This window comes from Paractinoplanes hotanensis, from assembly GCF_023717965.1.
Lineage (GTDB): Bacteria > Actinomycetota > Actinomycetes > Mycobacteriales > Micromonosporaceae > Actinoplanes > Actinoplanes polyasparticus.
This window is the reverse complement of the sequence record NZ_JAMQOL010000021.1, coordinates 105,716-119,313: the sequence shown is the minus strand read 5'-3', so window position 1 is coordinate 119,313 and position 13,598 is coordinate 105,716. Positions and strand designations below refer to the sequence as shown.

The window sequence follows — 13,598 nt, the reverse complement described above, 5'->3', positions numbered from 1 at the left end:
TCACACCTCCTTGTTTTCTTCGGGGGGCAGGCCGGAGTCGCCGCCGACTGTGGCGGGAGTCCGTTCGGCCACCGCGCGGCGGGCACGTGGGCTGGGTGGAACCTGGAGATCCATCGGCGGCACCGGGAAGCTTCCCGGTGGTCGGGCGGCCAGCTCTTCCTCGATCGACAGCTGTCGTGGCTTGCGCGCGGCCGGCCACAGCATGGCGACCAGCAGGATCACGACCACGATGCCGACGATCGAGAACCACTTGGCCTGCTGGGAGAGCTCGTTGTTGGCGACCTTGACGTAGCTCAGGAAGACGATCCACACCAGGTTGACCGGGATGAGGACCTTCCAGCCGAAGCGCATGAACTGGTCGTAGCGCATGCGAGGCAGCGTGGCCCGCAGCCAGATGAAGCCGAAGAGCAGCAGCAGCACCTTGGCGAAGAACCAGATCAGCCCGAAGTAGCCGGCGTTCGCGCCCTCCCAGAACCAGGTGATCGGCCAGGGGGCCCGCCAGCCACCGAGGAACAGCGTGGTGGCGAAGGCCGAAACGGTGATCATGTTGATGTACTCGGCCAGGAAGAACAGCGCGAACTTGAACGACGAGTACTCGGTGTGGAAGCCGCCGACCAGCTCGGACTCCGCCTCCGGCAGGTCGAACGGGGCGCGGTTGGTCTCACCGACGGCCGCGATGCAGTAGATGACGAAGCTGGGCAGCAGCAGCACGGCGTACCAGCTCGGGGTCGTCACCTCCCAGCCGAAGAGGTTGACCGGGTTGCCGTGCGCCTGGGCGGCCACGATCTGCGAGGTGCTCATCGAGCCGGCCGTCATGAAGACCGCCACGATCGACAGGGCCATGGCGACCTCGTACGAGATCATCTGCGCGCTCGACCGCAGACCACCGAGCAGCGGGTAGGTCGAACCGGACGCCCAGCCCGCCAGCACGATGCCGTAGACGGCCATCGACGAGCAGGCCAGCAGCACGAGCACCGAGACCGGCACGTCGGTGAGCTGCAGGGCGGTCTGCTGGCCGAACATGTTGACCACGCCGCCGAACGGGATCACCGAGAACGCCGTGAACGCCACGGTGGCCGAGATGACCGGCGCGATGAAGTACACGACCTTGTCGGCCGTCTTGGGGATGATCTCTTCCTTGAACGGCAGCTTGACGCCGTCGGTGAGGCTCTGCAGCCAGCCCTTCGGCCCGACCTGGTTGGGGCCGGGCCGGACCGCCATCCGGGCCACGACCTTGCGCTCGTAGTTGATCGTGAAGAGCGTCAACAGGAGCAGCAGGACGAAGACGCCGAACAACTTGATGAGCGAGATCCACCAGATGTCGTTCTCGAACGTCTGCAGCGTCGGGTCCACGGCGTGGGCCGCGAGAATCGACGTGTTCATGCGGTGACCTCCGACGAGGCGAGGACCGGGCCAGGCCGGCCGGCGGTGAGCCGGACAACCGCACCCGCGGTGACGCCGAGGCTGCGACCGACGGTCGAGCCGGGCGAGTTGGTGGGCAGCCACACCACGTGCGGCGGCAGCTCGCGGGTGACCTCGGCCGGCAGAGTGATCGCGCCGCGGTCGGTGGCGACGGTGACCACGTCACCGTCGATCACGCCGAGCGCAGCGGCCAGAGCCTTGCCGATCCGGGCGACCGGCGGCCGTGCGGTGCCGGCCAGCACCTCGTCGCCCTCGAGCAGTGAGCCCTGGTCGATCGCCTGGCGCCATGTGGCCAGCACGGCCTCGTGCTCGCCGGTGCCGGGCAGCGCCGCCGCAGCGACCGCGGGGGCCACGGAGCGGGCCGAGCGGGTCGGCGGCATCGTGCCGAGCTCGCGACGGATCGCCATCACATCGCCGGTGCCTAGGGAGACGCTCATTAGGGCGGCGATCGCTTCGAGCACCCGGCCGTCGGTCATCGCCGTGGTCCGCAGCACCGTCTCGAAGGACCGCAGCCGGCCCTCCCAGTTCAGGTAGGTGCCGGACTTCTCGGCCGCCGGGGCAACCGGGAGCACGACGTCGGCGCGGCCGGTGACCGCGCTGTGCCGCAGCTCGAGGCTGACCACGAAGCCGGCCGTGTCGAGCGCCTGCTCGGCCAGCCGCGGGTCGGCCAGGTCGCCCGGGTCGACGCCGGCGACCAGCAGGCCGCCGAGCTGACCGGCCGCCGCGGCCGCGACGATGCCGTCCGTGTCCCGGCCCGGGGCGGTGGGCAGCTTGCCCGCCTCGGTGTCCCAGGCCAGCGAGATCTCGGCCCGGGCGGCCGGGTCGCTGACCGGGCGACCACCAGGCAGCAGGTTGGGCAGGCAGCCGGCGTCGATCGCGCCGCGGTCGCCGGCCCGGCGGGGCACCCACGCGAGGCGGGCGCCGGTGCGGGCCGCGAGCGCGGCCGCGGCCGAGAGAGCGCCGGGCACGGTGGCCAGGCGCTCGCCGATGATCAGCAGGGCGCCGGGCGCGGCGAGCGCGGCGGCGACCGCCGGGTCGCCCGCCAGCAGCCGGGCCTCGTCGCCGGGCGTCGCCGGCACCAGGGACGCACCGAGCTTCTCGAAGCCGCGCGACAGGAACGGCGCTACGGCCGTGACCTGCAGCTTTTTGCGGTTGTGGCCCTTGCGCAGACGCAGGAAGAGGATCGGGCACTCGTCCTCGGGCTCCAGCCCGACGATCACTGCCGAGGGCGCGTCCTCGACGTCCTCGTACGTGACGTCGGAGATCCCGGCGACCGAGGCAGCCAGGAAGTCGGCCTCCTCGGCGCTGAGCGGGCGGGCCCGGAAGTCGATGTCGTTGGTGCCGAGGGCGAGCCGGGCGAATTTCGCGTACGCGTACGCGTCCTCCACCGTGAGCCGTCCGCCGGCCAGCACCCCGACGCCGCCGTTGCCCCGCGCCGCGGTGAGCCCCTCGGCCGCGGCCAGCAGGGCCTCGCTCCAGGACGCCTCGCGCAGCTCACCGGTGCGGGCGTCGCGCAGCAGCGGCGTCATGATCCGGTCGTCGGCGGTCTGGTACTGGAAGCCCCAGCGGCCCTTGTCGCAGTTCCACTCCTCGTTCACCGCCGGGTCGTCGCCGGCCAGCCGGCGCAGCACCTTGCCCCGGCGGTGGTCGGCCCGCATCGAGCAGCCCGCGGCGCAGTGCTCGCAGGCGGTCGGCGTCGAGACGAGGTCGAACGGGCGGGCCCGGAACCGGTACTGCTCGCCGGTGAGCGCGCCCACCGGGCAGATCTGGATCGTGTTGCCCGAGAAGTACGAGTTGAAGGGGACGTCGCCCTCGCCGTCGCCGGCCTGGCCGTCGCCCGTGCCTTCCCCGCCGAAGAAGTCGTCGCGGTAGACGTTGATCTGCTCGCCGGACGAGCGGTCCATCAGGTCGATGAACTTGTCGCCCGCGATCTCCTCGGAGAACCGGGTGCAGCGCTGGCACAGGATGCAACGCTCGCGGTCGAGCAGCACCTGGCTGGAGATGTGGATCGGCTTCTCGTACTCGCGCTTGTGCTCCTTGAAGCGCGAGTCGGCCCGCCCGTTGGTCATCGCCTGGTTCTGCAGCGGGCACTCGCCGCCCTTGTCACAGGTCGGGCAGTCCAGCGGGTGGTTGGCGAGCAGCAACTCCATCACGCCGCCCTGCGCCTTGGCGGCCACCTCGGACGTGAGCTGGGTCTTGACCACCATGCCCTCGGCCACCGTCTGGGTGCACGAGGCGACCGGCTTGCGCTGGCCCTCGATGTCGACCAGGCACTGGCGGCAGGCGCCGGCCGGGGCCAGCAGCGGGTGGTCGCAGAACCGGGGGATCGCGATGCCCATCCGCTCGGCGACGCGGATGACCAGCTCGCCCTTCTCGGCGGTGACCTCGATGCCGTCGATCGTCAAAGTGACGGTGTCGGTCTTCTTGGCAACGTCCGTCATCAGTGAGCTCCAACCAGAGCCTTGGCGGACAGCCGCGGAGCGGTCCGGCCCTCGATGTAGTCCAGGTAGTCCTGGCGGAAGAACTTCAGGGTCGACATGACCGGCGTCGCGGCGCCGTCGCCCAGGCCGCAGAACGAGCGGCCGAAGATGTTGTCGGCCGTGTCCTGCAGGGTGTCCAGGTCGGCGTACGTGCCCTCGCCGGACAGGATCCGGCGGTAGGTCCGCACCATCCAGTAGTTGCCCTCGCGGCACGGGGTGCACTTGCCGCACGACTCGTGGTGGTAGAACTCGAGCCACCGCCAGGTCGCGTAGACCGGGCAGTCCTGGTCGCTGAAGATCTGCATCGCCGTGGTGCCCAGGATCGAGCCCGCCGCGGCGACGCCCTCGAAGTCCATCGCGGTGTCGATGTGCTCGGCCGTGAGCAGCGGCGTCGACGAGCCGCCGGGGGTCCAGAACTTCAGGTTGTGGCCGGGCTTCATGCCGCCGGCCAGCTCGATGAGCTCCCGCAGCGTGATGCCGAGGCCACATTCGTACTGGCCCGGGTTGGCGATGCGGCCGGAGAGCGAATAGATCATCGGGCCCGACGACTTCTCCGTGCCCATGCTCTTCCACCAGTCGGCCCCGCCGAGCACGATGTACGGCACCGAGGCGATCGTGCCGACGTTGTTGACCACCGTGGGGCTGGCGTAGAGGCCCGCGATGGCCGGGAACGGCGGCCGCAGCCGGGGCTGGCCGCGGAAGCCCTCGAGCGAGTCGAGCAGCGCCGTCTCCTCGCCGCAGATGTAGGCGCCGGCGCCGCTGTGCACCACGAGTTCGAGGTCGAACCCCGAGCCCAGGATGTTCTTGCCGAGGTAGCCCTTGGCCTTGGCCTCGGCGACCGCGTTGCGCAGCCGGCGGGCCGCGTGGACGGCCTCGCCGCGGATGTAGATGAACGCCCGGTTCGCGCGGATCGCGTACGAGGCGATGATCGCCCCTTCGATCAGCGAGTGCGGGTCGTACGTCATCAGGGGCAGGTCCTTGCAGGTGCCCGGCTCGCCCTCGTCCGCGTTGATCACGAGGTAGTGCGGCTTGCCGTCGCCCTGCGGGATGAAGCCCCACTTGAGACCGGTCGGGAAGCCGGCGCCGCCGCGGCCGCGCAGCCCCGAGTCCTTGATCAGCTGGATCAGGTCGTCGGGGTGGACGTCCAGGGCCTTGCGGAGGGCCGCGTAGCCGTCGAGCCGCTCGTAGACGTCCATCTTCCAGGCGTCCGGCGACAGCCAGCGCTTGGTGAGAACAGGGGTCAGCTTCTGCAGAATCTCACGCCGCGGCTGAGTCACTTCGCCTCCTCGGTACGGGCGGTGTCCCCGGCGGGCTTGCCGTCGCCGGCAGGCTGGTTGGACGCGGTGCCGGCGGCCTCGGCCGGGTTCGACGGCACGGGCTTCTTCTCGTCGGCCGTCCCGGTCTTGTCGGGCGTGCTCGCGTCGGGGTTGCGCTGCTCCGCCGTACGGGTCTGGGGATCCTTGACGTCGCCGGCCCGGGTCGTCTTCCCGGCGTGCCCGGGAGCGACGCTGCTGACGGCGCCCTTGACCTTGTCGACGACCGTGGCGACCTTGCCGCGGTTCTCTTCCCGCGGCGAGGGCTTGGTCTTCGTGATCGGGGCGTCCGGGTTGAAGTCGGCCACCGCGACCCCGTGCTCCTGGGCCAGCGTCACGCCGCGCAGCGTGGGCGCCCCGGCCGGGCCGTCGGCCACCGCACCGTCGCGGATGTCGGCGAACCCGGCCAGCTGGAGCTGCATGTCCCTGAGCGAGCAGATGCGCGCGCCCCGGGTCGGCGCGGGCCGCTCGCCGTTGCGCAGCTGGTCGACCAGGCCGATCGCCGACTCGGGGGTGGCCTGGTCGACGGCGAAGTCGTAGTTGACGGTCACCACCGGCGCGTAGTCGCACGCGGCCAGGCACTCGGCGTGCTCCAGCGTGATGCGGCCGTCGGCCGTGGTCTCGTCGTGCCCGACACCGAGGTGCTCGGACAGCTCGTCGTAGACCTCCTGGCCGCCCAGCACGTTGCACAGCGTGTTGGTGCACACGCTCACCAGGTATTCGCCGGTCGGCCGCCGCTTGTACATCGTGTAGAACGTCGCGACGGCGCCGACCTGGGCCTTGTTGATCCCCAGCACCTCGGCGCAGAAGGCAACGCCGTTCGGGCTGACGTGCCCCTCCTCGGTCTGCACGAGGTGCAGCAGGGGCAGCAGCGCCGAGCGGCTGCGGCCCTCCGGGTAGCGGGCGATGATCTCGAGGGCCGCGGGCAGCAGTTCCTCCGCCAAGGCAGCGGCGGCGGGGGAGAATTCCATCGTGGTATCGGACATTACCGGTCACACCCACCCATCACGGGGTCCAGGGACGCGCCGCCGGCGATCACGTCGGCAAGCAGCGCGCCTTCGGCCATCGCGGGGATGGCCTGGAGGTTCACAAAGCTCGGGTCCCGCATGTGGACCCGGTAGGGATGGGTGCCACCGTCGGAGACGGCGTGCACGCCGAACTCACCCCGCGGGTGCTCGATCGAGACGTAGACCTGTCCCGGCGGAACCCGGAAGCCCTCGGTGACGAGCTTGAAGTGGTGGATGAGCGACTCCATCGACTGGCCCATGATCTTGGCCACGTGCTCGAGCGAGTTGCCCATGCCGTCGAGGCCGACGGCCAGTTGCGCGGGCCAGGCGATCTTCTTGTCGCTGACGAAGATCGGGCCCGGGCGGAGCCGGTCGAGCGCCTGCTCCACGAGCTTGAGCGACTCCCGGATCTCGGCCAGGCGCACCTGGTAGCGGCCCCAGACGTCGGCCGTGGTGGCGGTCGGCACGTCGAACTCGTAGTTCTCGTACCCGCAGTACGGCATCGTCTTGCGCAGGTCCCAGGCGAGGCCCGCGGAGCGCAGCACCGGGCCGGTGACACCCATAGCCAGGCAGCCCGTGACGTCGAGGATCCCCACACCCTGGGTGCGCTCCTGCCAGATGACCTGGCCGGAGAGCATGTCCTCGTATTCCTTGAGCTTCTTGGGCAGGTAGACCAGGAAGTCCTTGATCTTCTTGATCGCCGACTCCGGGATGTCCTGCGCCACGCCGCCCGGGCGGAAGTACGCATGGTTCATCCGCAGGCCGGTGGTCTCCTCGAAGATGTCGAGGATGTACTCACGCTCACGGAAGCCGTAGAGCATCATCGAGATCGCGCCGAGCTCCATGCCCGTGGTGGCCAGCCACACCAGGTGCGACGAGATCCGGTTGAGCTCCATGAAGAGCACCCGGATCGTGTTGGCCCGCTCGGTGATGTCGTCGGTGATGCCGAGCAGCTTCTCGACCGCGAGGCAGTAGCCGGCCTCGTTGAACAGCGGCGCCAGGTAGTCGGCCCGCGTCACGAAGGTGGTGCCCTGGGTCCAGTTGCGGTATTCGAGGTTCTTCTCGATGCCGGTGTGCAGGTAGCCGACAACCGGACGGACCTCCTGGACCGTCTCGCCCTCGAGCTCGAGCACCAGCCGCAGCACGCCGTGCGTGGACGGGTGCTGCGGACCCATGTTGACGACGATCTTCTCGTTGCTCAGCGGGTCGACACTGCCCGTGACCGTGTCCCAGTCGCCGCCGGTGACCGTGAAGACGCGGCCCTCGGTGGTCTCTCGTTCGCTTGCGTATCCGGACTGTGTCATTGGTAGACCCTCCGCTGGTCAGGAGGCGGAATCTCGGCGCCCTTGTACTCGACGGGCACGCCGCCGAGCGGGTAGTCCTTGCGCTGCGGAAAGCCCTCCCAGTCGTCCGGCATCAGCACCCGGGTCAGGTTCGGGTGGCCGGTGAAGACCACCCCGAACATGTCGTACGTCTCCCGCTCCTGCCAGTCGGCGGTCGGGTAGACGCTGGTGACACTGGGGAGGCTGCCGCCGGCCGGGATGGCCGCCTCGAGGCGTACCCGGCGGCGGTAGGTCATCGAGGTCAGGTGGTAGGTCACGTGCAGCCGGCGGGCGTCGCTGTTCAGGTAGTCCACGCCGGACACCGAGGAGCACAGCTCGAAGCGCAGCGCCTCGTCGTCCCGCATGATCTGCGCGACCTCGAGGATCCGCTCGGGCTTGATGTGCAGGGTCAGCTCGCCGCGGTCGACGACGACCTTCTCGATGGCGTCGGCGAAACCGGGGTACGCCTCCTCGAGCGCATCGGTGACCTCGTCGAAGTACCCGCCGTAGGGCTTGGCGGTGCCGACGATCTCGGGGTGCCGGCGGACCAGGCCGCCGAAGCCGGAGACGTCGCCGGTGCCGGTGATGCCGAACATGCCCTTGCGCGGGCTCGACGGCACCTGGGCGGGCGCGTTGATGTCGGCGCCGACCGGGTCGGTGCTGACCGGCACACCACCGGTGCTGGACTCGTTCGGTTCGATGGTCACTTGCCCTCCCGGAGGTGGGGCTGGAGTTTCATCCAGTTCTCGATGCGCAGCTGTTCCTCGCGGCCTTCCTTGACCGCCTGGGTCCATTCCGCGCGCCGGGTCTTGTCGACCCGGTACGACGAAGGCATCGCGCCCGGCGCCACGATCGGCAGCTTGCCCTCGGCCCGGCGTGCCTCGAGCATCTTCTTGCCGTTCGGGCCGAGCGGCGCGGCCATGACCTTCTCGCGCATCTTGAGGATGGCGTCGATCAGCATCTCGGGCCGCGGCGGGCAGCCGGGCAGGTAGATGTCGACCGGGACGATGTGGTCGACGCCCTGCACGATCGCGTAGTTGTTGAACATGCCGCCGGACGAGGCGCACACGCCCATCGAGATCACCGAGCGCGGCTCGGGCATCTGGTCGTAGATCTGGCGGACGACGGGGGCCATCTTCTGGCTCACCCGGCCCGCGACGATCATCAGGTCGGCCTGACGGGGCGAGGCCCGGAAGACCTCCATGCCCCACCGGCCGAGGTCGTAGTGCGGGCCGCCGGCGGCCATCATCTCGATCGCGCAGCAGGCCAGGCCGAAGGTCGCGCCCCAGAACGAGGACTTACGGGCCCAGTTCGAGACCTTCTCGACGGAGGTGAGCAGGATTCCGGCAGGGAGTTTCTCTTCGATACCCATGACGCATCAGTCCCAGTTCAGTCCGCCACGCCGCCACACGTACGTGTAGGCGATGAAGACGGTGACGATGAAGAGAACCATCTCGACGAATCCGAAGAGGCCGAGCGCTCCGAAGGAGACGGCCCACGGGTACAGGAAGATGGTCTCGATGTCGAAGATGATGAAGAGCATCGCGGTCAGATAGAACTTGACCGGAAAGCGGCCGCCGCCCACGGGCTGCGGCGCCGGTTCGATCCCGCACTCGTACGCGTCGAGTTTGGCGCGGTTGTAGCGGTGCGGTCCGACGATCGGGGCGATCGACACCGAGAACAACGCGAAGAGCGCGCCGAGGATCAGTAACCCGACGATCGGGACGTAGGGGTTGACCGTCATGATCTCTCCTGCTCGACTTTCCGAACGGTTTTCCTTCTGTGTTCCGCTGCGGTCGTACTCAGCTGTTGCACACTATTAGTCCGTTTTGACCGAGATTCGTGCGGGGTGCTCATACTGCCGGGGCAACCTTCGTCAGCCCGTTGATCACGCGGTCCATCGCGTCACCGCCTCGCGGGTCGGTCAGATTGGCCAGCATTTTCAGAACGAACCGCATCAGTGTCGGATGCGGCATGCCATGTTTGGTGGCGATCCGCATGATTTGAGGGTTCCCGATCAACTTCACGAACACGCCACCGAGCCGGTAATAGCCGCCGAACCGCAGGCTGAGTTCCGTGGGATAGGCACGCAGCGCACGCTCGCGGTCGGCGCCGGCCGGGCGAGCGAGCGCCTGAACCGCGACCTCGGCCGCCAGTTCGCCGCTCTCCATCGCGTACGCGATGCCCTCGCCGTTCATCGGGTTGACCATGCCGCCGGAGTCGCCGACCAGCATCATGCCGCGGGTGTAGTGCGGAACCCGGTTGAAGCCCATCGGCAGGGCGGCGCCCAGGATCGGGCCGTCCGCGTTGGCCTCGTCGCGCAGCCCCCAGTCGGCCGGGGTTCCGGCCAGCCAATCGGTGAGCATCGCGCGGTAGTTGGTCTTGCCGAACGCGCTCGAGCTGTTGAGGATGCCCAGGCCCACGTTGACCCGGCCGTCACCCAGGCCGAAGATCCAGCCGTAGCCGGGGAGCAGGCGGTCGCGGTCGGTCGAGCTGCGCAGCTCGAGCCAGGACTCGAGGTAGTCGTCGTCGGCCCGGACCGGCGACTGGTAGTAGCGCCGGACGGCCACGCCGAGCGGGCGGTCGTCGCGCTTGGCCAGGCCCATCGCGATCGGGAGCTTGCCCGAGACGCCGTCGGCCGCGATGACCAGCGGAGCCCGGAACTGCACGAGCTCCTTGCCGGGGCCGCTCTTGGCCTCGACACCGATCGCCCGGCCGTCCTCGTCGAGCACCGGACCGGTCACGTTCACGCCGGTGCGCAGGATGGCGCCGGCCTCGACGGCCCGGTTCGCGAGCATGTCGTCGAAGTCGAGGCGGGTGCGCACCAGGCCGTAGCTGGGAAAGCTGGCCAGGTCGGGCCAGTCGAGTTCGAGGCGTACGCCGCCACCGATCACCCGCAGGCCCTTGTTCTGCAGCCAGCCGGCCTTCTCGGAGGTGTCGATGCCCATGCGCACGAGCTGGCGGACGGCGCGCGGGGTCAACCCGTCGCCGCAGACCTTTTCGCGCGGGAACTCGGTCTTTTCCAGCAGCAGGACTCTGAATCCGTGCCGCGCCAGGTGATAGGCCGCCGCTGAGCCGCCCGGACCGGCTCCGACGACGATGACATCAGCCTCGTCGGCGATGAGTCCGGATGGTACTTGGTCGCGCACGCCACACCTCCGTCTCGCAGCGGCTCGTGAAACAGTTCACAAGCGGCCCAAGTCGGAGTCTAGGACGGCCATCGACGGTCGTTCCGGTAAGGGAACCCTAACTGTTTCGGCTGGGTGAATTGCCCTGTGTGAGAACTCTGTCGGCTGCGGTACGGGCCTCGCCGTCCAGAAAGTCCCGGAAGTTGCCCTCCATGGCCTTGTCGAGTGCCACGATCAGGTTGTCGACCAGCTCCTGGGCCAGGTCAGGGTCCTGCGCGGCGACCAGGCGGAGGCGGGTGGCGAGCTCCATGCCGCGGCGCTCGCCGGCTTCGCTCTCGTCGATCGCGATGTCGATGTCGGTGTCTTCGAGGTGCCCGAACGTCGTCATGAAACCGAGCCAAACAGCGTTCGGCGCGTTTCGGGGCCAAAGCCCGTTTTTACCCTCTTTAGGCGGTCACGGCTCGTGCATCGCACTTCCGGCCTTGGCGGCCTGGTACAGCGCGCCTCAGGCCTTGGCGGCCCGGCGCAGCGCGCTTCAAGCCTTGGTGGCCCGGCGCAGCGCGCTTCAAGCCTTGGTGGCCCGGTGCAGCGCACCTCAGGCCTTGGTGGCCCGGTGCAGCGCGACGATGCCGCCGGTCAGGTTCCGCCAGCCCACCCGGCTCCACGGTCCGGCCGCGGCGATGCGCCCGGCCAGGGCCGGCTGGTCGGGCCAGGCGCGGATAGACTCGGCCAGATACACGTACGCATCGGGGTTGCTCGACACAGAACGGGCGACCGCCGGCAGCGAGCGCATGACGTACCCCATGTAGACGGTGCGGAAGGGCGCGTTGACGGGGTGGCTGAACTCGCACACCACCAGCCGCCCGCCCGGCCGCGTGACCCGGCCCAGCTCCCGCAGCGCGCCCTCGACATCCACCACGTTGCGCAGCGCGAACGAAATCGTGACCGCGTCGAACGTCTCGTCGGCGAACGGCAGCCGCAGCGCGTCCCCGGCGGCCAGCGGCACCCGCGGCCGCGCCCGGCGGCCGGCCAGCAGCATGCCGGTGGAGAGGTCGGCGCCCACCGCGAACGCGCCCGACCGGCCCAGTTCCTCGGTCGAGATGCCGGTGCCGGCGCCGACGTCGAGCACCCGCTCGCCCGGCCGCAGAGCCAGCGCCGCACGCGTCGCCCGCCGCCAACCGCGGTCCTGCCCGAACGAGAGCACCGTGTTGGTCAGGTCGTACCGCTCGGCCACGCCGTCGAACATCTCGGCGACCTCGTGCGGCTGCTTGTCCAGGTCTGCGCGCGTCACGCATCCAACTCTCTCACCCGTCCGGCCGCCCCCGCCCGCCACCCTGAGCCCGGCTGAAGGCCGGCATACAGAACGGGCGGGATGGTTACCCATCCCGCCCGTTCCTTGTGCGTTATATATACGACCGCCATCGGTCGGGTCCGCGGCCATCACCGGGCTGATCAAGTCCCGGGGATGAAGTTCTCGGTGTTACGCAGGCACCGTAACCAGGCCCGCAACACCGGCAACAGAGGTTCACGCTCCTCGTTACCGAGGAGCAACCCGCCCTCCCCGGTTCGGGGAGCGGGACCTGACCGAACGGTCAACCGCGACTGGCTGTCAGGATGCTTCAACCAGCGGTAGCTGTGTGCGGCCGGCGCCGCCGCCGGGCATCGCGATCGATGAGAAGTGCGAGACCACGCGGTCGTCGGTCGGGTCGTCGGCCGGCGTACGGTGCACCGCCAGGTGGCGGTAGAGGGTGTCGCGCTGGGCGGGGATGCGGTCGCCGGTGCGGATCATCCAGATCAGCTCGTGCAGGTTGGACCGGTGCCGGGCGCCGGCCGAGGAGATCACGTTCTCCTCCAGCATGATCGAGCCGAGGTCGTCGACGCCGATGTGCAGCGAGAGCTGGCCGACGTCCTTGCCGGTGGTCAGCCAGGACGCCTGCAGGTGCGACACGTTGTCGAAGAACAGCCGGGACATCGCCAGGAACCGCAGGTATTCCATCGTCGTGGCCTGGGTGCGGCCCTTGAGGTGGTTGTTCTCGGGCTGGTAGGTCCACGGGATGAAGGCCCGGAACCCCCCGGCTACCGCCGCGCCATCCTGGGTGCTCTCGACCGCGTCGTCGCGGTAGCCGTTGGCCACCGCCAGGTCCTGTACGTCGCGGATCATCCGGATGTGCTCGATGCGCTCGGTGTGCGTCTCGCCCGTGCCCATCATCATCGTGGCCGTCGACGAGAGGCCGTTGCGGTGCGCGACCGCCATCACCTCGAGCCAGCGGGCGCCACTCTCCTTGAGCGGGGCGATGGCCTTGCGCGGCCGGTCGGGCAGCATCTCGGCGCCGGCCCCGGCGATCGAGTCGAGCCCGGCTGCCTTGATCCGCACGACGGCGTCCTCGATCGAGACGCCCGAGACCTTGGCCATGTGCAGGATCTCGCTGGGGCCGATCGAGTGGATGGCGAGCTGCGGATAGGCCTGCTTGACCGAGGAGAAGAGGTTCTCGTAGTACTCCACGCCGAACTCGGGGTGGTGGCCGCCCTGCAGCATCACCTGGGTCGCGCCGAGATCGACCGCCTCGCCGCAGCGGTGCAGGATCTCTTCCATCGGGTGGACCCAACCCTCATTGTGCTTGGGTGCGCGGAAGAAGGCGCAGAACTTGCAGGCCGTCACGCAGACGTTCGTGTAGTTGATGTTGCGGTCGATCAGATAGGTGACGATGCCCTCAGGGTGGCGGCGGCGGCGGACAGCGTCAGCAGCCTCACCCAGCGCATGGAAGGGCGCTTCCGTGTAGATGAGCAGCGCCTCCTCGGGCGTGATCCGCCCGCCGTCGGCGGCTCGCTGCAGGATGCTGTCGATCTCCGGGTTCGCCGTCACGTTGTCGAGGTTACGTCCCCGCCTCCCCTGTCGTCAGTCTGCTGGTCGCGTGGCAATGAGCAC

At 69.3% G+C, this 13,598-nt stretch carries 12 protein-coding genes; all 12 read right to left on the bottom strand.

Features of this window, described 5'->3' with window-relative positions; genetic code table 11:
• The 12 genes from nuoH to mqnC all read right to left on the bottom strand — a co-directional run bounded on the left by nuoH (window position 1) and on the right by mqnC (window position 13,535).
• Window positions 1-1,383: an NADH-quinone oxidoreductase subunit NuoH gene (nuoH, locus tag LXN57_RS17370; RefSeq protein WP_251799198.1), complete on the bottom strand. Its 1,383-nt coding sequence runs from the start codon at window positions 1,381-1,383 to the stop codon at window positions 1-3.
• The gene (locus LXN57_RS17365; protein WP_251799197.1) at window positions 1,380-3,863 is read right to left on the bottom strand and encodes an NADH-quinone oxidoreductase subunit G; all 2,484 of its coding nucleotides are present in this window, start codon (window positions 3,861-3,863) and stop codon (window positions 1,380-1,382) included. Before LXN57_RS17365 ends, nuoH begins: the two co-directional genes overlap by 4 nt.
• Window positions 3,863-5,179 (bottom strand): NADH-quinone oxidoreductase subunit NuoF, encoded by a 1,317-nt coding sequence (gene nuoF, locus LXN57_RS17360; RefSeq protein WP_251799196.1) that lies wholly within the window; start codon window positions 5,177-5,179, stop codon window positions 3,863-3,865. The genes LXN57_RS17365 and nuoF overlap by 1 nt, the downstream gene beginning before the upstream one ends.
• Window positions 5,176-6,186 (bottom strand): NADH-quinone oxidoreductase subunit NuoE, encoded by a 1,011-nt coding sequence (gene nuoE / locus LXN57_RS17355; protein ID WP_251799195.1) that lies wholly within the window; start codon window positions 6,184-6,186, stop codon window positions 5,176-5,178. The genes nuoF and nuoE overlap by 4 nt, the downstream gene beginning before the upstream one ends.
• A gap of 14 nt (window positions 6,187-6,200) precedes the next feature.
• Entirely contained in the window at window positions 6,201-7,526 is a 1,326-nt protein-coding gene (locus LXN57_RS17350) for an NADH-quinone oxidoreductase subunit D (protein WP_251799194.1), read from the bottom strand.
• Window positions 7,523-8,251: an NADH-quinone oxidoreductase subunit C gene (locus tag LXN57_RS17345; RefSeq protein WP_251799193.1), complete on the bottom strand. Its 729-nt coding sequence runs from the start codon at window positions 8,249-8,251 to the stop codon at window positions 7,523-7,525. Before LXN57_RS17345 ends, LXN57_RS17350 begins: the two co-directional genes overlap by 4 nt.
• A complete protein-coding gene (locus LXN57_RS17340; protein ID WP_221379812.1) occupies window positions 8,248-8,916 on the bottom strand; it encodes a NuoB/complex I 20 kDa subunit family protein in 669 nt (222 codons plus the stop codon). The genes LXN57_RS17345 and LXN57_RS17340 overlap by 4 nt, the downstream gene beginning before the upstream one ends.
• 6 nt (window positions 8,917-8,922) lie before the next feature.
• On the bottom strand, window positions 8,923-9,288 hold the full coding sequence (locus tag LXN57_RS17335; protein WP_221379813.1) for an NADH-quinone oxidoreductase subunit A: 366 nt from the start codon (window positions 9,286-9,288) through the stop codon (window positions 8,923-8,925).
• A 109-nt stretch (window positions 9,289-9,397) separates the two neighbouring features.
• The gene (locus LXN57_RS17330; protein WP_251799192.1) at window positions 9,398-10,693 is read right to left on the bottom strand and encodes a geranylgeranyl reductase family protein; all 1,296 of its coding nucleotides are present in this window, start codon (window positions 10,691-10,693) and stop codon (window positions 9,398-9,400) included.
• Between the two features lie 97 nt (window positions 10,694-10,790).
• Window positions 10,791-11,060: a hypothetical protein gene (locus LXN57_RS17325; RefSeq protein ID WP_251799191.1), complete on the bottom strand. Its 270-nt coding sequence runs from the start codon at window positions 11,058-11,060 to the stop codon at window positions 10,791-10,793.
• A gap of 207 nt (window positions 11,061-11,267) precedes the next feature.
• Window positions 11,268-11,963 (bottom strand): demethylmenaquinone methyltransferase, encoded by a 696-nt coding sequence (locus LXN57_RS17320; RefSeq protein ID WP_285904634.1) that lies wholly within the window; start codon window positions 11,961-11,963, stop codon window positions 11,268-11,270.
• A gap of 318 nt (window positions 11,964-12,281) precedes the next feature.
• A complete protein-coding gene (gene mqnC, locus LXN57_RS17315; protein ID WP_251799190.1) occupies window positions 12,282-13,535 on the bottom strand; it encodes a cyclic dehypoxanthinyl futalosine synthase in 1,254 nt (417 codons plus the stop codon).
• Window positions 13,536-13,598 lie beyond the last annotated feature (63 nt).

Excerpts from the sequence above, each read along its gene's own strand:
- nuoH (WP_251799198.1), bottom strand. The coding sequence starts at position 1,383 with ATGAACACGTCGATTCTCGCGGCCCACGCCGTGGACCCGACGCTGCAG.
- LXN57_RS17340 (WP_221379812.1), bottom strand. The coding sequence starts at position 8,916 with ATGGGTATCGAAGAGAAACTCCCTGCCGGAATCCTGCTCACCTCCGTC.
- nuoE (WP_251799195.1), bottom strand. The coding sequence starts at position 6,186 with ATGGAATTCTCCCCCGCCGCCGCTGCCTTGGCGGAGGAACTGCTGCCC.
- LXN57_RS17350 (WP_251799194.1), bottom strand. The coding sequence starts at position 7,526 with ATGACACAGTCCGGATACGCAAGCGAACGAGAGACCACCGAGGGCCGC.
- LXN57_RS17365 (WP_251799197.1), bottom strand. The coding sequence starts at position 3,863 with ATGACGGACGTTGCCAAGAAGACCGACACCGTCACTTTGACGATCGAC.
- LXN57_RS17325 (WP_251799191.1), bottom strand. The coding sequence starts at position 11,060 with ATGACGACGTTCGGGCACCTCGAAGACACCGACATCGACATCGCGATC.
- LXN57_RS17335 (WP_221379813.1), bottom strand. The coding sequence starts at position 9,288 with ATGACGGTCAACCCCTACGTCCCGATCGTCGGGTTACTGATCCTCGGC.